The sequence below is a fragment of the Cytobacillus kochii genome (assembly GCF_044790165.1).
Taxonomy (GTDB): Bacteria; Bacillota; Bacilli; order Bacillales; family Cytobacillaceae; genus Cytobacillus; species Cytobacillus kochii.
The window spans coordinates 3210402-3230439 of the sequence record NZ_CP085254.1 but is presented as its reverse complement, the minus strand read 5'-3'; the positions used below and the strand labels follow the sequence as shown (position 1 = coordinate 3230439).

Genomic DNA, 20038 nt, shown 5'->3' with positions numbered 1-20038 from the left:
AATAATCTATCCTGTGAGGGCTTGTCAAATGATCAATAATAATAAAATAGGGCAAACAGGACCGAGGTTTATTATCTATTTACTCGGTTTATTAGTAATGAGTTTAGGAATTGTACTCCTTATTGTTGCAGATTTAGGCGCAACACCTTGGGACGTATTGCATGTAGGTTTGTATTATCAATTAGGGTTATCAATTGGCACTTGGTCTATTATTGTGGGTATTCTTGTACTTGCCATTGCGGCAATCATTGGTAAAGAGATGCCAAAAGCAGGTGCTTATCTTAATATGATTCTTATTGGAATCTTTATTGATTTGTATTTATTATTACCGTTTATGACCACTCCTGAAACGATTTGGGGAAAGTTCATTATGTTTGCTTGTGGTCTTTTCATTAATTGTTATGGTATGGGCTTGTATATATCAGCTCGTTTAGGTACTGGGCCACGGGATAGTTTAATGATGGCATTAATGAATCGAACAGGTTGGAAAGTTGCCTATATAAGGTCAAGTATGGAAATTATTGTGTTAGTTATCGGTTGGCAGCTTGGCGGTCCTGTTTTTTGGGGGACAATCGTTTTAAGCTTGGCTACTGGTCCAATAGTCGGTGCAGCATTACCACAATGTCAACGATTTACGAATAAGTTACTTGCACGAATGAAGGAAAGAAAAGTATCGATTGCCTCATAACAGGTAACGATGGAATTTATAGAGAGAATAAAGATGAATAGAGGTGTCGGGAATGAAAATATCGACAAAAGGTCGTTACGGATTAACGATTATGATAGAACTCGCTAAGAAATATGGGGAAGGTCCCGTTTCATTAAAAACAATTGCACAAGCAAATGATTTATCAGAACACTACTTAGAACAATTAATTGCTCCTTTAAGAAATGCTGGTTTTGTTAAAAGTATAAGAGGAGCTTATGGCGGATATATACTGGGAGATGAACCATCAAAGATCACTTCAGGCGATATTATTCGCGTATTAGAAGGTCCGATTAGTCCAGTTGAAGGGATAGAAAATGAAGAACCAGCCAAAAGAGAATTATGGATGCGTATACGTGACGCAGTGAAAGAGGTACTGGATAATACAACGATTGAGGATTTAGCAAACCATAAAGATACTGGTGAATCCGATGCTTATATGTTTTATATTTAACAGATTGGCAAGAAGGTGAAAAGAGTGGAAAGAATTTATTTGGATCATGCGGCAACAAGTCCGATGCATCCTCAAGTAATTGATGTAATGATGCGAATGATGCAAGAGGATTACGGAAATCCATCAAGCATTCATTCTTTTGGTAGAGAAGCAAGACAAGTACTTGATCGGGCAAGAGAAGTAATGGCATCAAGTATTGGAGCTCTTGCAAACGAGATTATTTTCACAAGTGGTGGAACCGAATCCGATAATCATGCTATTTTTGGAGTAGCTAGAGCGAATCAAAATAAAGGTAAGCATATCATCACTTCAGAAATTGAACATCATGCAGTACTACATGCGTGCGAAGAGCTTGAAAGAGAAGGATTTGAAGTAACATATTTACCAGTCAACAATGAAGGGGTCATTGAAGTAGACACTGTTAAGAAAGCGTTACGAGATGATACGATTTTAGTTACCATCATGTATGCGAATAATGAAGTTGGTACCATTCAGCCCATCGCTGAGATAGGTAAACTGCTCGTTAATCATCAAGCGGTCTTTCATACAGATGCGGTACAAGCTTATGGCTTATTGCCTATAGATGTAAATGAAACAAATATTGACTTACTTTCTGTTTCAGCTCATAAAATAAATGGTCCTAAAGGGATTGGATTTCTATATTGCCGGAAAGACATTTCCCTTCCTTCAAGATTGTTTGGCGGCGAGCAAGAAAGAAAGCGTAGAGCTGGAACGGAAAATGTACCTGCCATTGCTGGTTTTTTAGAAGCTGTGAAAATAAGTCAACAAAATAGAGTGGCTAAAAGTACGCACTTTCAACAATTAAGAGATACGTTCATGCAAACATTGATAGAAAATGGAATAAAGTTTAAGCAAAACAGTTCGCTTGCTGAAACACTTCCTCATGTATTAAACTTAAGCTTTCCAGGAACAAATGTCGAAGCTATGCTTGTTAATTTAGATTTAGTAGGGATTGCCGCATCTAGTGGTTCTGCATGTACAGCAGGATCTATAGACCCATCGCATGTACTGGTCGCGATGTTTGGTAAAGGACATGAGCGGTTAGCTAACTCTATAAGGTTCAGCTTTGGCTATGGTAATACATTAGAACAAGCAAGTGTAGCTGGGAAAGAAGTAAGTAAAATCGTGCAACGATTTCAAGCATAAATAAAGTATAGCAAAGAGAGGTGAAGACAATGACAAAAGAGCCAAAAGATACGCGAGTCGTTGTTGGGATGTCCGGTGGCGTTGATTCATCGGTAGCTGCACTCCTTCTCAAAGAACAAGGCTATGATGTCATCGGCATTTTTATGAAAAACTGGGATGACACCGATGAAAACGGTGTATGTACAGCGACGGAAGACTATGAAGATGTAATCCGCGTATGTAATCAAATCGGTATTCCATACTATGCTGTCAACTTTGAGAAGCAATATTGGGATAAAGTGTTCACCTACTTTCTTGAAGAATATAAAGCAGGTAGAACACCGAACCCTGATGTTATGTGCAATAAGGAAATAAAATTTAAAGCGTTTCTAGAACATGCGATGCAGTTAGGTGCTGATTATTTAGCAACTGGCCATTATGCGCGTGTAGAAGAAAGAGGTGGCGAAGTAAAAATGCTTCGTGGCCTTGATGAAAACAAAGATCAAACGTATTTCCTTAATCAGCTTTCGCAAGATCAATTAAAAAAAGTAATGTTCCCAATCGGCAATATTAAAAAGTCAGAGGTAAGGGAAATTGCGGCAAAAGCGAATTTAGCAACAGCTACTAAGAAGGACAGTACAGGTATTTGTTTTATTGGTGAAAGAAACTTTAAAGAATTCCTAGGTAACTACTTACCAGCTCAACCAGGTAATATGGAGACATTTGATGGTAAAATAGTCGGTAAGCATGATGGTTTAATGTATTACACAATTGGTCAAAGACATGGTCTAGGGATCGGTGGAGCAGGTGAGCCTTGGTTTGCGATTGGTAAAGACTTGAAAAGGAATGTTCTTTATGTAGGACAAGGCTTTCACCATGAAAAATTATATTCCGATTCCCTTGTAGCTGTGAATGTAAGTTGGGTATCTGAAAAAGAAATGCCACAAACATTTGAATGTACAGCTAAATTTAGATATCGTCAGACAGACAATAGTGTAACGGTGGAACGCTTAGCAGACAATAAAGTTCGAGTTAAGTTTCATGAGCTAAGTAGAGCGATTACCCCTGGCCAATCAGTTGTCTTTTATAACGGTGACGAATGCTTAGGTGGAGCAACAATTGATGAAGTGTATATTAATAGTAATCAACTCACATATGTAGGATAAAAAATCAGGCAGATTGATTGCCTGGTTTTTTATTTTTCCCACGTTTTTTTGATAAATCTTCAACAGGTTACTGAGTCTAAAGTGATACGCACAAATGCCGGAAATCATCGAAGTTAACTTTTCTCCTCTCATTCTTTGGAGAAGCTGGGAAATCGCTGAGCTAACAGCATTAAATCAAGCTGTGTACTAATCATATTATGTCCAATTCTAAAAACCTCAACAAATTATGCCTGCATGGTTTAGCCTGTGAATGAAGTCTTATCGAAAAATATGCTATACTATTTCGAAGAGTAAAGAGATAGAAATGGAGTCGATAAATAATGGATAAAAACCAACAAGGTATTCAATATATGCAAGAAGGTAAATGGGAAGAAGCAGCTAAGATTTTTATGGAAGCCATTGATGAAAACCCTGAGGATGCGGTTTCTTATATCAATTTTGGTAATGTTTTATCAGCCGTTGGCGACGGAGAACGAGCACTGAAGTTCTTTCTAAAAGCAATTGAACTTGATGAAAACGCGGGTGTTGCATATTATAGTGTCGGAAATTTACTTTTTGAAAAAGAACAATTTGACGAAGCTAAAAATATGTTTGAACAAGCGATGCAAAAAGGAATCGACCATGGAGACAATTATTTTATGTTAGGTATTTCTCTTATGCAATTAGAGCAAGGGAAATTAGCATTACCATACTTGCAACGTGCAACTGAATTGAATCCACAGGATGCAGAAGCGGCTTTTCAATATGGTCTTTGCTTAGCACAATTAGAATTAATAGATGAAGCCATTAAGCAACTACAACAATGTATTGAATTAGATGAGGAACATGCAGATGCTCATTATAATCTCGGTGTAGCTTATGGTTTTAAAGAAGACGTGCAAAAGGCACTCGCTCATTTTAATCGTGCATTGGATATACAACCGGATCATATGCTTGCCGGCTACGGTAAAAAAATGATTGAAAAACAAGGCTAATATAAAAAACAAGATGCGCTTAAAGAGGAAGGAGCATATGGGATGGATGAGCAGAATTCTTTAGATTTATTTGCTGAACAAAAAACGTATGTAAAAGGCAAGCATCTTGTGACTATTTTCCATAATGAGAGTAATCTTTATACGGTTTTACGTATTCGGGTGCTAGAGACAAATGCACAATATGAAGAGAAAGAAGCGGTCATTACTGGCTACATACCGAAAATCCATGAAGAGGAGACCTATACATTTATAGGGGAATGGAAGGAACATCCAAAGTTTGGGTTGCAATTTCATGTAGAGCAGTACAAGAAAGAAATGCCTCAAACAAAAGAAGGTGTCGTTAATTATTTATCAGGTGACCTCTTTAAAGGAATTGGTAAGAAAACGGCACAAAGTATTGTGGACGAGCTTGGGGAAAATGCGATCAATAGCATTTTAAATAATCCTTCATTATTAGATGGGATACCAAAATTAGCAAGTGAAAAAGCGAAAGTTTTATACGACACACTTGTGGAGAATCAAGGAATCGAACAAGTCATGATTCACCTCAATCAACTTGGTTTTGGTCCACAACTATCTATGAAGATTTTTCAAACATATAAAGATCAAGCAATAGATATTTTGCAAAAAAAACCTTATCAACTCGTAGAGGATATTGAAGGGATTGGCTTTCATCGGGCAGATGAGATTGGACAACAAGTGGGAATGTCCGGTAGTCATCCTGACCGTATTAAAGCAGCTTGTTTGTATGTGCTTGATAGTGAAAGTGCACAGGCAGGTCACGTATATGCTGAAGCAGAAGAATTACTCCCTGCTGTCAAAAAACTATTAGAGGAAAAAGCGACTGAGGTAATCCCTTACGAGACGATTAGTGAAGCAATCATAAAGCTTGGAGAAGAGAGAAAAGTGATTGCAGAAGGACAGCAGTTATATTTACCTTCTCTTTTCTTTTCTGAAAAGGGAATCGTTACAAATATTAAACGTATACTCAATCAAACGGAATTTAATGAACAGTTTCCCGAATCGGAATTTCTCCTTGCTTTGGGACAATTAGAAGAGCGACTTTCTGTACAATATGCGCCATCTCAAAAAGATGCAATTCAAAAAGCGTTAATGTCACCAATGATGATATTAACAGGTGGTCCAGGTACGGGAAAAACAACGGTTATCCAAGGCATTGTTGAATTGTATGGTGAATTACATGGTTGTAGTTTAAATCCGAAAGACTATAAAAAAGAAGAGCCTTTTCCCTTTTTATTAGCTGCCCCTACTGGAAGAGCGGCGAAAAGAATGGCAGAATCTACAGGATTACCAGCTGTGACGATTCACAGATTGCTTGGTTGGAATGGAAGTGAGGGTTTTGACCATCATGAAGAAAATCCGCTTGAAGGGAAAATTCTTATTGTTGATGAAACTTCCATGGTTGATATTTGGCTAGCCAATCAACTTTTTAAAGCGATACCTGAAGAAATGCAAGTCATTCTTGTTGGTGATGAAGATCAATTACCATCTGTGGGTCCAGGTCAAGTATTAAGAGACTTATTACTTTCTGAACGTATCCCTTCGGTTATGTTGACAGATATTTATAGGCAATCGGAAGGTTCCTCAATTATTGAGTTAGCACATGAAATGAAAAAGGGAAGATTACCACAAAATATTACTCAGCAACAAAAAGACCGTTCCTTTTTTCAATGCCAACCAGGTCAAATTGGAACGGTTATCGGCCAAGTAGTGCGAAATGCAAAGAAAAAGGGTTATTTAGCAAAGGATATTCAAGTACTTGCACCGATGTATCGTGGTCCGGCAGGTATTGATCGCCTTAATAAAATGATCCAAGAAATTTTCAACCCTAATGAAGATGGTAGTAGAAAGGAAATTGCTTTTGGTGATGTTGTCTATCGCATTGGGGACAAGGTGTTGCAATTAGTCAATCAACCTGAAAACCACGTTTATAACGGTGATATGGGTGAAATTATCTCCATATTTTATGCGAAAGAGAACACAGAGAAACAAGATATGGTTATTGTTTCTTTTGACGGAGTGGAAGCTACGTATACAAAACAGGATTTAAATCAAATCACTCATGCCTATTGTTGTTCCGTTCATAAGTCACAAGGCAGTGAGTTTCCCATTGTTATTCTTCCGGTCGTTAAAAGTTATTACCGGATGTTACGGAGGAATTTATTATATACTGCCATTACACGAAGCAAGCAGTTCCTTATATTATGTGGTGATGAAGAAGCGTTAAAAATGGGTATACAACGATTGGATGATCAATCGAGGCGATCTAATTTACGATTGAAGTTACAGGATGAAATCTTCGAAGGAGAGACCATTGAAGCTATTGATGAATCATTAACATATGAAGATTATTTGATGAAAGTCGACCCGTTGATAGGAATGGAAAATATCACACCTTATGATTTTTTAGAGGCTGATTAGACTAAGATGAGAGATTTTTCTCATCTTATTTTTTTACCTATATACATAAAACAAATTGCCAACCTGGAAAAAGAATGACCCGCACCATCTTTGAACAAAATAACAATGTTCAAAGAAGGTGGGAGTAACTTTTGCGAACATTTTCCTTATTAAGAGGCTTGTCGGTAATCGTGTTGAATAACGGTAGGGCAATAGGTGAAGTGAATGATCTCTTCATCTCACCCGAAGGATTAGTAAAGGGACTATGGGTGAAGAACCACTCATTTATTCGCAAATCCTTTTTTCTAGATATTAAAGATGTGTACTCATTTGGTTGGGATGGTGTGATGATTGAAAGTTGTGCTGTATTAACAGCTATACCAAAGCATAGTAATTTTACAATTGCTAATGAAAATCGTCTGGCTGGCCGAATGATGATGACAAGAGAGGGCGATCGCTTAGGACTTCTTCAAGATGTATATTTCAATGAAGAAATGGGCACAATCGTAGGGTATGAACTATCAGATGGCTTCTTTTCTGATGTACTTGAAGGAAAGAAAGTAGTTAAAGCTAGTTGCGCACCAGCGATTGGAAAGGATGCCATTATTGTAAATGTAGAATAAGGTAGGTGTCCTTTCCATGATGCTTCAATGTCCTAATTGTCAAAGCAAAGATGTCGGTAAGATTGGCATAAATCAATATTACTGTTGGAATTGCTTTATCGAACTCTCATTGTCTAAAGGAATGATCCACACTCACCAAGTGGAAGAAGATGGGTCTTTAAGTTCTTTAGATGACTTATTTGATGAAGAAGAGCGTCGTTTTTCTTCATAAAAATTCTTATGAGAGGTGTCATATGATGAATAAAATGTTAACCTCAGCAGCTGTCATAGGCGCAGGTGTAGCCGCATATAGCTATATGCAGAAAAATAACATCGTCTCAAAAAGGGATATGAAAAAGATACAAAGAAAAGTAATGAAAATGTTTTAAATGTATATGGCGTCCTCAATCAAACGATTGGGGACGTTTTTCGTACAGATAATTGAGCTATGTCAATAAATGTATCCACTCCGCCCCATGTTTTAACTTGTATGTATAATTCATATGCTCTCTTCTCAAGATAGTAAAGGGAGGCGTAGTGTATGGACGTTCGTATGAAATGGTTGTACCGTTTAGGCTTTGTTTTGCTTGTTCTCATTTTACTTTTTATCTTTTTCCAATTAAAAGAATTATGGCTCCCTCTTTTAAAATTACTGCTTGTTGTGCTGATCCCGTTTTTACTTGGGGCATTTTTTACTTATCTCTTACACCCTATTGTTGAAAAGTTACATCAAACGGGTATGCACAGAGGATTAGCAGCTTTAGGAATATATTTATTATTTTTTGGTGGTGTTGGCTACGGATTGTATAAAGGGATTCCTGCTTTTATTCATCAATTAAATGATTTAGTTGATCATGCGCCAGAGTTTGCCGAGCAATATCGCTCTTTTATTGCTTTGATTCAAGAACGCACATCTGAATGGCCGGAAACCTTACAATTACGTGTTGAGGATGGGATTAACGATATTGAAGCAGCATTAGATAAATTATTAACAAAGGCAATCAATATATTGCTCGAGATTCTTAATTATGCTTTGATCATCGCCATTATCCCATTTATCTCCTTTTACCTTTTAAAAGATTATACGGATGTAAAAAAAGCAGTCTGGTACTTAACACCAAGAAGATGGCGAAAAGAGGCTGTTTTGTTTATAAGAGATGTTGATAAGTCGCTCGGAGGTTATATTCGTGGGCAGCTCCTTGTATGTTTAGTAATCGGGGTGATTTCAGCTACTTTATTTTGGGTGTTCGGTATGAAGTATCCATTATTACTTGGTTTTATCATTGCAATAACCAATATTATTCCGTATTTTGGTCCAATTATTGGTGCAGTCCCAGCGGTGATTATTGCAGCGACCCTATCAGTCAAAATGGTGATTATCACATTAATTATTATTGTCGTATTACAATTTGTGGAAGGGAATATTTTATCTCCTTTAATTGTAGGGAAAAGTCTACATATGCACCCCCTTATTATTATGCTTTCATTACTAGCTGGTGGAGAAGCTGGCGGTATCATTGGTTTAATTATGGCTGTTCCGATTTTGGCGATCCTAAAAATTAGTCTTATACATGCACGTAAACTGTTAATGAACCGACAGAGGACAGATAAGGTATAGTTTCAGCTGAATTTGTTGATACTGTTAGACATTGATATTGACAAAGGAGCAAAAAACTAGCTATAATTCGACTATATCTATTTAAATAATGTAAGATGTTGATGGAAGAAGTATGTTATAGCCCATTCGAAAGAGAGGAAATTCCATGGCTGAGAGAATTTCTCGATGAAGGATAACAGAAAGCTAATCCGGAGTGCAGTTAACTACTGCCGTTCACCGCGTTAAGGTGCTTTGAGAGGTGAGAGTTTTCTTTCACAATCAGGGTGGTACCGCGAGCTTAAGTTCTCGTCCCTGTATTGGGGATGAGGGCTTTTTTTTATGGTTACATAAATTTTTTAGGAGGTTTTTTTATGAAACATTTAACTGGTGCAGAAATTAGACAAATGTTTTTAGATTTTTTTAAAGAAAAAGGTCACGCAGTGGAACCAAGTGCTTCTTTAGTACCGCATGAAGATCCATCACTATTATGGATTAATAGTGGTGTAGCTACATTGAAGAAATATTTTGATGGTCGAGTGATTCCCGAAAATCCAAGGATCGTTAATGCACAAAAATCAATACGTACAAATGATATCGAAAATGTTGGGAAGACAGCACGTCACCATACATTCTTTGAAATGCTTGGGAATTTTTCTATCGGTGACTATTTTAAAGAAGAAGCGATTCTATATGCTTGGGAATTCTTGACGAGTCCAAAATGGATTGGTTTTGAAGAAGACAAATTATCTGTGACAATCCACCCTGAGGACGATGAAGCGTACCAATTATGGAGAGAAAAAGTAGGTGTACCAGAAGAACGAATTATTCGTTTGGAAGGGAATTTCTGGGATATTGGTGAAGGGCCAAGTGGGCCGAACACAGAAATTTTCTATGATAGAGGAGAAGAGTATGGTAACGATTTAAATGATCCTGAGCTCTATCCTGGGGGAGAGAACGAACGTTATTTGGAAGTATGGAACCTTGTATTTTCTGAGTTTAACCATAATCCAGATGGAACATATACTCCACTACCAAAGAAAAATATTGATACGGGCATGGGCTTAGAGCGTATGGCTTCAGTTGTGCAAAATGTAAAGACGAACTTTGACACAGATCTATTTATGCCAATCATTAAAGGAACAGAAGATATTTCTGCTGAGAAATATGGGAAAACTGCGGAACAAGATGTCGCATTTAAAGTGATTGCTGACCATATTCGTACAGTAGCATTTGCGATTGGTGATGGCGCTCTTCCATCAAATGAAGGTAGAGGATATGTCCTTAGACGATTATTACGTCGCGCGGTTCGTTATGCGAAACAAATCAATATTCATCGTCCGTTCATGTTTGAGTTAGTACCTGTGGTTGCAGAAATAATGGTTGATTATTATCCACAAGTAAAAGAAAAAACAGCTTTTATTCAAAAAGTCATAAAAAACGAAGAAGAACGCTTCCATGAAACGTTACACGAGGGTTTAGCTATTCTTTCAGAAGTAATGAAAAAAGAAAAAGCTAATGGACATACTGTAATCGATGGAAAAGATGTTTTCCGTCTTTATGATACGTATGGTTTCCCTGTTGAATTAACAGAGGAGTACGCAGAAGAAGAAGGGATGAGCATCGACCATGATGGCTTTGAAAAAGAGATGGAAAACCAGCGTGATCGCGCTCGAGCTGCTCGTCAAGATATAGATAGTATGCAAGTCCAGGATAGTGTCCTAGGTGAAATTACGGTAGAAAGTCAGTTTGTTGGGTATGAACAGTTGACGATCGATACTGAAGTAGCTTCAATTGTAAGTGGTGGAGAGCTAGTAGACCAAGCTGGTCAAGGCGAAGAGGTTCAATTAATATTGACAGCTACTCCTTTCTATGCTGAAAGTGGTGGACAAATCGCTGATAAGGGAACGCTAACAGCGAGTGGCGTGAGGGTTGAAATAAAAGATGTTCAAAAAGCTCCAAATGGACAAAACCTCCATCGTGCAGTTATCACTGAAGGAGAATTAAAAGCTCATTCATCGGTTAAAGCAACTGTGGATTATTTTAATCGTAATAAAATCGTAAAAAATCATACTGCGACACATCTTCTTCACCAAGCATTGAAAGATGTATTAGGTACGCATGTAAATCAAGCTGGTTCTCTCGTTGAACCAGATCGACTAAGATTCGACTTTTCTCACTTTGGACAAGTAACAGGAGATGAGTTAGAGAAAATCGAAACCATTGTTAACGAGAAGATTTGGAATAGCTTAAATGTGCAAATTGACCTGAAAGATATTGAAGAAGCAAAAGCAATGGGAGCAATGGCTTTATTTGGTGAAAAGTATGGGAAAATTGTACGAGTTGTTCAAATCGGCGATTATTCATTAGAACTTTGTGGTGGTTGTCATGTGGCGAATACTGCAGTCATTGGTTTGTTCAAAATCCAATCTGAAAGCGGGATTGGTGCAGGCACGAGAAGAATTGAAGCGGTCACAGGTGAAGGTGCTTATAAGTTGATGACAGAGCAAATCTCTGTTCTAAAAGAGGCTGGAGCTAAATTAAAATCAAATATAAAAGATGTACCAGTAAAAATTGACAGCTTACATGCAGAAATCAAGCAATTACAAAGAGAAAATGAATCATTAGCAACTAAATTGGGTAATATTGAAGCTGGAAGCTTGATTGACCAAGTGAAAGAAGTGAACGGTGTAAAAGTATTAGCTGCAAAAGTTCAGGCGACAGACATGAACCACTTGCGTAATATGGCAGATGAATTAAAACAAAAGCTTGCTTCAGCAGTGGTTGTACTTGGTAGTGCGAATGAAGGAAAAGTGAATTTAATTGCCGGTGTGACAGATGATTTGATTAAAAGTGGTTATCATGCGGGTAAATTAATTAAGGAAGTGGCTACTCGCTGTGGAGGCGGTGGCGGTGGACGTCCAGATATGGCACAAGCTGGTGGAAAAGACCCAGCAAAATTAGAGGGAGCGTTACAATTTGTAGAGGAATGGGTAAAATCCGTTTGATTCCCGAATAGTTTAGTGTAGAATGTAGGTAAACAAAAGCGAATCATAAAAAGAAGAGGTTACATAACACCTCTTCTTAATGAAACTTGGTGTAGCTATCCATCCTTCTCTTTTTGAATAGGTAGCTTAATCGCTTAAGAACAGAATAGTGAGGTGTAGCAATTGAGCTCATTTGACAAAACGATGAGATTTAATTTTCCTGAGGAACCATTTGAACAAGATGTCAATAAAGTATTGTTCCATGTTCACGATGCTCTGCAGGAAAAAGGGTATAATCCTATTAATCAAATTGTAGGTTACCTGCTTTCTGGAGACCCTGCCTACATACCCCGTCACAAAGATGCAAGGAATGTGATTCGCAAGTTAGAACGGGATGAAATTATTGAAGAACTTGTGAAGTCGTATTTAAAACAGCAACGAGAGGGATAATATGCGTACAATGGGATTAGATGTCGGCTCAAAAACTGTCGGCGTGGCTGTTAGTGATGGTCTTGGTTGGACAGCCCAAGGCATCGAAACAGTGAAAATAAATGAGGAACAGAATCAGTACGGATTTAAACGTATTGGTGAGCTGCTCAAAGAATATGAAGTAACAAAAGTTGTTGTTGGCATTCCTAAGAACATGAATGGTACAATAGGGCCTAGAGGTGAAGCGAGTCAGTTCTATGGCAATGAACTTAACAAACGTTTCGGTGTTGAGGTTATTTATTGGGACGAGCGTCTCACTACAATCGCTGCAGAGAGAGTCCTACTTGATGCAGATGTCAGTCGCAAAAAAAGGAAAAAAGTGATTGATAAAATGGCGGCAGTCATGATTTTACAAGGTTATTTAGATAGCCAGAATTAAGAGGTGAAAGAAATGGATCACGGAGAAAACAATATCACAGTAGTAGATGAGGAAGGTAACGAGCAGCTTTGCGAAGTGCTTTTTACTTTTGACTCTGAAGAATTTGGCAAATCTTATGTTCTTTATTATCCAATTGGTGCAGATGAGGATGAAGAAGAGGTTGAAATTCATGCATCTGCATTCGTTCCAAGTGAAGATAATACTGATGGTGAATTAATGCCAATTGAAACGGACGAAGAATGGGACCTTATCGAAGAGATGTTAAATACATTTTTAGAAAATGAAGAAGAGTAAGTTTGAAAAGACCCGCGTATTTAGTGGGTCTTTTTTTATGTTCTATATTCTTCGCAGGTGAACTTGCGACTAAGGAGAGGACTTAGCAAAATATAACTATCTCAAACAAAAAACCTCCACTTTCAGCATGGTCCTCATTTCTATTTCATTCTCTATAAACTTAACTCTTTTTTAAGGGAGAGGTATTATTGATTGATGCTTTCAGTATAACTGATTCGTTCTATAGAATCGTTCTATAGTAGAAGAATTTTGTCTAAATATGCTATCCTATGACAGAAAGTATAGTATAATAATCCGAGATGTATGAGAGCTATTTTCCAGCTATTAATACAGTAGCAACATGAGGCGTAAAGGAAGTATGAATAGTAAGGGGAAATAGTTGCAAGGAGGTTTACCATGACAGATGATAAAAAAGGTAAGATGAAAAAACAGTTGATAGAGAGGCAAACAGAGGCGAGAGTTGTGCGTAAAATCGTGTTAATTACAGCCATAATATTATTTGTAATCATAGGTGTTGGAGGGCTAGGTGGGTTCCTTTATGTGAATTCTGCTTTAAAACCTGTTAATCCAGATAACGACAAAGTCAAGAATGTCGAAATCCCCATTGGCTCATCCGTTTCAGGAATCGGACAAGTACTAGAGGAGAATGGGATAATAAAGGATGCTAGAGTATTCAAATACTATGTGAAGCTAAAGAATGAATCAGGATTTATGGCAGGAACTTATGAATTGGCACCGGCGATGACATTAGGTCAAGTAATATCAGAGCTAAAAACTGGAAATGTAGATCAAGAAGTCGTGTTTAAAGTCACACTTCCTGAAGGCAAGCAGTTGGAGCAAATTGCGGCAATTATAGCAGAAAAAGCAGACAGGGATGCAGAAGAAGTCTTTGCAGAATTAAATGATAAAGCATTTGTACAGAAAATGCAGGAGAAATTTCCAAGTGTCATTACTGATGATGTTTTTGCGGAGAATATTAAATACCCTTTAGAGGGTTATCTATTCCCTGCCACATATGATTACTACAAAGAAGATGCAACGATAGAAGAAATTATCACACCAATGATTAAGAAGACAAGTGAAGTGCTTACTCAGTACACAGAAGCAATGGAGAAAAAAGAGATGTCTGTCCATGAATTACTCACAATGGCTTCATTAATCGAAGAAGAGGCCACTGCACAAGTGGACCGCGATAAGATAGCCAGCGTTTTTTATAATCGTATGGATGAAGACATGCCTTTACAAACAGATCCCACCGTTTTATATGCACATGGTGAGCATAAGGAAAGGACATTGTATAAGCATTTAGAAATAGATGACCCATATAACACATATAAATACAATGGCCTAACACCTGGACCGATTGCTAATGCAGGTTCAACTTCTATTGAAGCTGCATTGAATCCTGAAGAAACTGATTATTTGTATTTCCTAGCTACACCAGAAGGAGAAGTTTTATTCTCTAAAACATTAGATGAACATAATGTGAAGAAAAATGAGCACATAACTAGTAATAATTAAAAAACAGAGGAAGCTAAAGGGGTGTGAATGATGTTAGATCATCATTTATGATAAAATCTCATAGCTTTCCTCTTTTTTTTGTGGTAAAATAGCACAAGCATTTTATATATTTTTTTTAGGTGGCGTATCATGCAAAAAGCGTAGATGGTCCAAGCTCTTTGACAATCTACTAAAGTGAGCGCTTTTTTTCTTGCATATGCAAAGGATGGAAGTTAAATTAATAGAGGTGAAAGTAATTGCTAAATGATGAGCTAATTACATATATGCAAAAATTAATACCGGATCGTACAAACCTCTTCATGGAAATGGAAGAATACGCTAGGGAAAATCGTGTGCCAATTATGGAACTAGAAGGTATTGAAGCCATGTTACAGATTGTACGAATTCAACAACCAACAAAAATATTAGAGATTGGGACAGCAATCGGATATTCCGCATTACGAATGGCTGAAGCTTGTCCATCTGCTCATATTATAACATTGGAAAGAGATCAGGAGCGCTATGAAAAGGCAGAGAACTACTTTGCAAGAAGCGGCATGGCGAATCAAATCACCTTACTTAAAGGCGACGCATTAGAGCAAGAAGATGAGGTTCGATTATTAGGTGACTATGATATGATATTTATTGATGCAGCAAAAGGGCAGTATAAGAAGTTTTTCGAGATGTATAGTCAATATTTAAATAATTCTGGTGTAATTATTACCGATAACGTGTTATTTAAAGGCCTCGTTTATGAAAAGGCAGAGATAGAAAAAAAACGCATCCGCAACCTAGTGCAAAAAATTGACCAATTTAATGAATGGCTTATGAAAAATGATCGTTACCATACCGTGATTTTGCCTATCGGTGATGGTGTTGCGATTAGTAGAAAGAAATAAGTTTTGTTGTGATAAAGAATTATTACTAGTATAAGTACCATATGTTTGGCAATCATAGCAAAAAGGTGTATATTGTTAAACAGTAGCAAAAACGCTACGATGTTAGGGAGATTGATAAAGATGAAGAGAAAACCGATTGTCATCGGTGTAGCTGGTGGATCAGGCTCTGGAAAGACAAGTGTAACGAAGGCGATTTATAATCGATTTCAAGGTCATTCTATTCTTATGTTAGAACAAGACTATTACTATAAAGATCAAGCACATCTACCTTTTGAAGAACGTTTGAAAACTAATTATGATCATCCACTTGCGTTTGACACAGACTTATTAATTGAGCATATCATCTCTTTAACGAATCACGAGGTCATCGAAAAGCCTGTTTATGACTATTCTATTCATACGAGGTCAGATGATGTCATCGTTGTTGAACCAAAAGATGTGATTATCTTAGAGGGGATTCTTGTACTTGAAGATGAACGTTTACGTGATTTAATGGATATGAAGCTATTTGTCGATACTGATGCAGATCTTAGAATTATTAGAAGGCTTATGCGTGATATTAAGGAACGAGGGCGTTCCATTGACTCAGTAATTGAGCAATATGTTAGCGTCGTTCGTCCAATGCATAATCAATTTATCGAACCGACTAAGAGATATGCCGATATCATCATTCCTGAAGGTGGACAAAATAAAGTGGCAATTGATTTAATGGTCACAAAAATTCAAACAATTCTTGAAGAAAAGTCTTTTTTATGACACAATAGCATAGAAAAATAATAAGGCTACAAACGTTTGCATAGTTAGGCGCGTTCGATAAGGACGCGCTGTAAATGCATTGTTTATAAAATTTATACATACTTTTGACCAATAATAATTGGTTATATATGGTAAAGGAGTGAGTGTTTTGAGTACAGAAAAAGTATTTCCAATGACACAAGAAGGTAAAGCGAAATTAGAACAAGAACTAGAAAACCTAAAAACCGTTAAGCGAAAAGAAGTGGTTGAACGTATAAAAATAGCTCGTAGTTTTGGTGACTTATCTGAGAACTCAGAATATGATTCTGCTAAAGAAGAACAAGCTTTTGTAGAAGGTCGTATTACGACTCTTGAAAATATGATTCGTAATGCTAAAATCATTACTGAGGATGAGATGAAAGGCGACGCAGTTAGCTTAGGTTCAACGGTTACTTTCATAGAATTACCTGATGGTGAAGAAGAAACTTATTCTATCGTAGGTAGTGCAGAGGCAGATCCTTTTGAGGGCAAAATTTCCAATGATTCACCGATTGCTAAAAGTCTTATTGGCAAAAAAGTAGGCGAAGAAGTGTCTGTGCAAACACCAGGTGGAGAAATGAGTGTTAAGATAACAAGTATTAACTAATAAAATTATCGTGTTTTAGCGTTTGAAATAGAAACACCTCGTCAACACTTTTGACGAGGTGTTTTTATGCAAAGAAAACGAGTCATTCTGTTTGTTTCTGTCATGATGATTATTTTATCAATACTTATTGTTAGACTGGCTCAAATACAGTTGTTTGAAACAAAGCATTTTACAAATCGAGACATAAACTTGATCAGTCAAAGTGTCGCACAACGTTCTAAGGAAATAGCCATAGATGCCGAGAGAGGGAATTTTCTTGATAGGGATGGTAAACAATTAACTGTTGCCTATAAAACGGTCTTAATCCTTTTTCCGTTCCTAAAAGATATAGAATGGGATGTCTCGAGTGTAGCTGAAATTCTTAAAGTTGATAAAAATCAACTCCGTCAAAAAGTTCAAGCAATAAAGAATCCTATTGTGTTTGGTGACCGAGAACCTTTCATTTTGTCTAATGAACAAATGGAGGAGATTAATCAGTTGGAAATACCAGGTGTGTTTGCAGTGAGAAAATCATACCCGATTTATGAGAGACCAGCAGAACAATTATTAGGGATTGCCAATAGAGATTTTTTACTAACCCAAAGATATCCTAATAAACACCTATCTAATATAACAAGACTAGGTGCAACTGGGATGGAAAAAAGCTTTGATGAACTTTTGTCTGGAGAAGGTGAAACAAAGCTCATTTATCATGTTGATGGAAAAGGAAGACCATTATTTGGCTCGAATGTAAAGTATGTTCACCCTGCGAATCCTTTTTATCCATTGAATATTAGAACGACGCTTGATTTTGAATGGCAGCAACGAATGGAAATGCTTGTCGATAAAAACGAGGTTACCAAAGGGGGGATGGTGTTAATAGATATTGAGGATAATTCAGTTGTCGCGATGGTTTCTCGTCCGAAAGTGAACCCAGTCAACCCTTTCGCTCATGGCGAAGAAGGTACGAATAATTTTATGGTGCAAAATCAAGTACTAGGGTCTATTTTTAAAACAGTTATCGCTGCAGCAGCGATAGATTATGGGCTAGATGCAAAAAGTCGTATGTTTGATTGTAATCAGTCAATCAATGGAGAAATAGATAAAAATTATCAATACGGCATGCTTAACTTTAAAGATAGTTTTGCGAGAAGTTGTAATTATACATTTGCAACGGTTGGCAAAGAACTGATGTCTATAGAACCATTGGTGATGGATAGCTATGCCAATAAATTAGGCCTTTCGATAAAAGTAGGATGGCAAGGAGATTTCTATCATTTAAAGGGCTTTCAGCAAATGGCAGATGAAGAACAAGGCCAGGTCTTTAGTGATCCACGGAATAGAAAAGATACAAATCTAATTGCTCTAACATCCATTGGTCAATTAGATGTCCGCAGTACACCGTTAGCTGTGGCAAATATGATGGCAACAATCGCGAGAGGGGGAGAAAAGCAGATGGTACGTGTCGCCTCGCAACTAGAATATAAAAATGGTACGAAAGTAAAGAGCTTTCAGCCTAAAAGAGTAGTTGGTAAAAATATAAAGCCATATACAGCCATATCATTACAAAAGCTTCTTCTTGAAGTTGTCAATCATGATTTGGGGACAGGTAGGCAACTACAAAATGTACCGTATCAAGTAGCAGGCAAATCGGGAACAGGGGAAACAGGAAAAAAACTGAATGGGCAGGAACTAGAAAATAAATGGTTTGCTGGCTATTTCCCATACGATAACCCGAGATATGCACTAGTAACTGTCCGGTTAGATGCCAAAAGTACCGACCCATCACCACTTTCTTTATTCGCTGATATTGTGAAAGAAATACATAGATTAGATCATTCCACGTAATGGTTATCCCTTCAAGTTTTTTAAAAGACATGTTAAAATGTTTTCAGCTATGATATTTCTTTTTTAAATTAGGAGGTATTCCTTTGAATAATACTGATAATGGTTCATCCCGTTATGATAAAAGATCGAAAAGGAAAAAAACAAACATAATCTTAAATGGCTTAATTGGCGTCGTTATCCTACTCATCATCGTTGTAGGTACGATTATTTTCTCCGGTGGAAAAGACGAGAATCAACCAGCGGATTCTGCTGCGAATGAAGAAGTAAATAAAGAAGAAACTTCTAAAGAAAATAACAGTGATGAAAAAGATGATGCAACAGATGAGGGAAGTCAAGAAGGTAACAGTGAAGAAAATAAAGATAATGAAGAGAATAAAGATGAAGAAACTAATGAAGAAGAAAACAATGAAGAAGAAGTAAAAGAGGAAGAGATTGTCACTGAAGGCGGCAGTAGTGCTGATGTAAAAAGTACAGTAGAAAATCCGGCTTGGCAACCTGTAGGTACAGTACAAGACGACCATCCTACAGCTGTGTATGATCAGAGTCATGTGGATTGGGATGAAATGCTTCGCGCAATCACTTATGCAACTGGATTAGATCGTTCAGCTATGACTGTTTATTTCCTTGGTAATGACGGTGTGAATCGTTCTGTTGGTACAGTCGCTTCACCAAATAAAGACGAAATGTATCGTGTATATATTGAATGGGTAGACGGAAAAGGATGGAAACCGACGAAGGTAGAAGAATTAAATAGTATATAAGAAAAACTGGTTTTCCTAGCCAGAATGAAACGCGAACATTCATTTGTTCGCGTTTTTTTTGCATCGAGAGTCAACATATGGTTGGATTTTAGAAAGTGGTGACTTCTAAGTGTCCACATGCAACAAAGGATAACCTGCTTCGCATGCAATTTTCACTCTACTTTTTCTTCAGTTTAAAATGAACAACAGCTGAATAAAACCTTTTGCCGTTTTCATCTAGATGCATTTGGTGAGCGACATGATGAACTTCTAGCATAATGGCTTTATTTGTTTCAATTTGCTCATTTATTTTCTTTTCTAAATCGTCCAGCTTTGTTGCTTCGAAAAATTCTACTTTATCCTCAATAAAATCTAATTGAAAGTTCAAGTTAATCATCCTTTCATACGCTATCACTCCTCATTTTAAGTAAATTTCATTTTCCGTGCAATGAGAAAAGTGGATATTGATTTTTCTTGAA

21 protein-coding genes and 1 other annotated feature are annotated in these 20038 nt (G+C 37.2%); of the genes, 20 read left to right on the top strand and 1 reads right to left on the bottom strand.

Annotated elements, in window-relative coordinates; translation table 11 throughout:
• Nucleotides 1-28 precede the first annotated feature (28 nt).
• From LG276_RS16550 to LG276_RS16455, 20 genes are all read left to right on the top strand, one after another.
• Nucleotides 29-688: a YitT family protein gene (locus LG276_RS16550; protein ID WP_224935896.1), complete on the top strand. Its 660-nt coding sequence runs from the start codon at nt 29-31 to the stop codon at nt 686-688.
• A gap of 52 nt (nt 689-740) precedes the next feature.
• Complete coding sequence (gene cymR / locus LG276_RS16545; protein ID WP_224935897.1) at nt 741-1160, top strand: cysteine metabolism transcriptional regulator CymR; 420 nt, start codon at nt 741-743, stop codon at nt 1158-1160.
• A gap of 24 nt (nt 1161-1184) precedes the next feature.
• Nucleotides 1185-2327, top strand: coding sequence for a cysteine desulfurase family protein (locus LG276_RS16540; RefSeq protein ID WP_289434173.1), 1143 nt, complete (start codon nt 1185-1187; stop codon nt 2325-2327).
• Between the two features lie 29 nt (nt 2328-2356).
• Nucleotides 2357-3472 (top strand): tRNA 2-thiouridine(34) synthase MnmA, encoded by a 1116-nt coding sequence (gene mnmA, locus LG276_RS16535; RefSeq protein WP_404292367.1) that lies wholly within the window; start codon nt 2357-2359, stop codon nt 3470-3472.
• Between the two features lie 320 nt (nt 3473-3792).
• A complete protein-coding gene (locus tag LG276_RS16530) occupies nt 3793-4446 on the top strand; it encodes a tetratricopeptide repeat protein (protein ID WP_404292365.1) in 654 nt (217 codons plus the stop codon).
• A 42-nt stretch (nt 4447-4488) separates the two neighbouring features.
• Nucleotides 4489-6888: an ATP-dependent RecD-like DNA helicase gene (locus LG276_RS16525; protein ID WP_404292363.1), complete on the top strand. Its 2400-nt coding sequence runs from the start codon at nt 4489-4491 to the stop codon at nt 6886-6888.
• 131 nt (nt 6889-7019) lie between these two features.
• Nucleotides 7020-7490 carry a PRC-barrel domain-containing protein gene (locus LG276_RS16520; protein ID WP_224935901.1) on the top strand — a complete coding sequence of 157 codons (471 nt, stop codon included), beginning with the start codon at nt 7020-7022 and terminating at the stop codon, nt 7488-7490.
• A gap of 19 nt (nt 7491-7509) precedes the next feature.
• Complete coding sequence (locus LG276_RS16515) at nt 7510-7701, top strand: hypothetical protein (protein ID WP_191811331.1); 192 nt, start codon at nt 7510-7512, stop codon at nt 7699-7701.
• Between the two features lie 25 nt (nt 7702-7726).
• The gene (locus LG276_RS16510; protein ID WP_095372467.1) at nt 7727-7858 is read left to right on the top strand and encodes a DUF3918 family protein; all 132 of its coding nucleotides are present in this window, start codon (nt 7727-7729) and stop codon (nt 7856-7858) included.
• A 152-nt stretch (nt 7859-8010) separates the two neighbouring features.
• A complete protein-coding gene (locus LG276_RS16505; RefSeq protein ID WP_224935902.1) occupies nt 8011-9087 on the top strand; it encodes an AI-2E family transporter in 1077 nt (358 codons plus the stop codon).
• Between the two features lie 89 nt (nt 9088-9176).
• Nucleotides 9177-9383: a binding site (T-box leader), on the top strand.
• A 54-nt stretch (nt 9384-9437) separates the two neighbouring features.
• The gene (gene alaS / locus LG276_RS16500; protein ID WP_224935903.1) at nt 9438-12071 is read left to right on the top strand and encodes an alanine--tRNA ligase; all 2634 of its coding nucleotides are present in this window, start codon (nt 9438-9440) and stop codon (nt 12069-12071) included.
• 162 nt (nt 12072-12233) lie between these two features.
• Nucleotides 12234-12500: an IreB family regulatory phosphoprotein gene (locus LG276_RS16495; protein WP_095372470.1), complete on the top strand. Its 267-nt coding sequence runs from the start codon at nt 12234-12236 to the stop codon at nt 12498-12500.
• Between the two features lies 1 nt (nt 12501).
• Nucleotides 12502-12918, top strand: a complete 417-nt coding sequence (gene ruvX, locus LG276_RS16490) for a Holliday junction resolvase RuvX (protein ID WP_095372471.1) — start codon at nt 12502-12504, stop codon at nt 12916-12918.
• Nucleotides 12919-12930: 12 nt separating this feature from the next.
• Complete coding sequence (locus LG276_RS16485) at nt 12931-13212, top strand: DUF1292 domain-containing protein (RefSeq protein WP_095372472.1); 282 nt, start codon at nt 12931-12933, stop codon at nt 13210-13212.
• 396 nt (nt 13213-13608) lie between these two features.
• Nucleotides 13609-14733: an endolytic transglycosylase MltG gene (mltG, locus tag LG276_RS16480; protein ID WP_404292361.1), complete on the top strand. Its 1125-nt coding sequence runs from the start codon at nt 13609-13611 to the stop codon at nt 14731-14733.
• 236 nt (nt 14734-14969) lie between these two features.
• Nucleotides 14970-15611, top strand: a complete 642-nt coding sequence (locus LG276_RS16475) for an O-methyltransferase (protein ID WP_224935905.1) — start codon at nt 14970-14972, stop codon at nt 15609-15611.
• A 120-nt stretch (nt 15612-15731) separates the two neighbouring features.
• Nucleotides 15732-16367, top strand: coding sequence for a uridine kinase (udk, locus tag LG276_RS16470; RefSeq protein ID WP_224935906.1), 636 nt, complete (start codon nt 15732-15734; stop codon nt 16365-16367).
• A 148-nt stretch (nt 16368-16515) separates the two neighbouring features.
• Nucleotides 16516-16992 (top strand): transcription elongation factor GreA, encoded by a 477-nt coding sequence (greA, locus tag LG276_RS16465; protein ID WP_404292359.1) that lies wholly within the window; start codon nt 16516-16518, stop codon nt 16990-16992.
• A gap of 66 nt (nt 16993-17058) precedes the next feature.
• Nucleotides 17059-18819, top strand: a complete 1761-nt coding sequence (locus LG276_RS16460) for a penicillin-binding protein 2 (RefSeq protein WP_289434167.1) — start codon at nt 17059-17061, stop codon at nt 18817-18819.
• Between the two features lie 83 nt (nt 18820-18902).
• Nucleotides 18903-19580: a DUF1510 family protein gene (locus tag LG276_RS16455; RefSeq protein WP_404292357.1), complete on the top strand. Its 678-nt coding sequence runs from the start codon at nt 18903-18905 to the stop codon at nt 19578-19580.
• 157 nt (nt 19581-19737) lie between these two features.
• Here the strand turns inward: LG276_RS16455 and LG276_RS16450 are convergent, their stop codons facing one another.
• Nucleotides 19738-19956 carry a DUF2536 family protein gene (locus LG276_RS16450; RefSeq protein WP_289434166.1) on the bottom strand — a complete coding sequence of 73 codons (219 nt, stop codon included), beginning with the start codon at nt 19954-19956 and terminating at the stop codon, nt 19738-19740.
• Nucleotides 19957-20038: the final 82 nt, after the last annotated feature.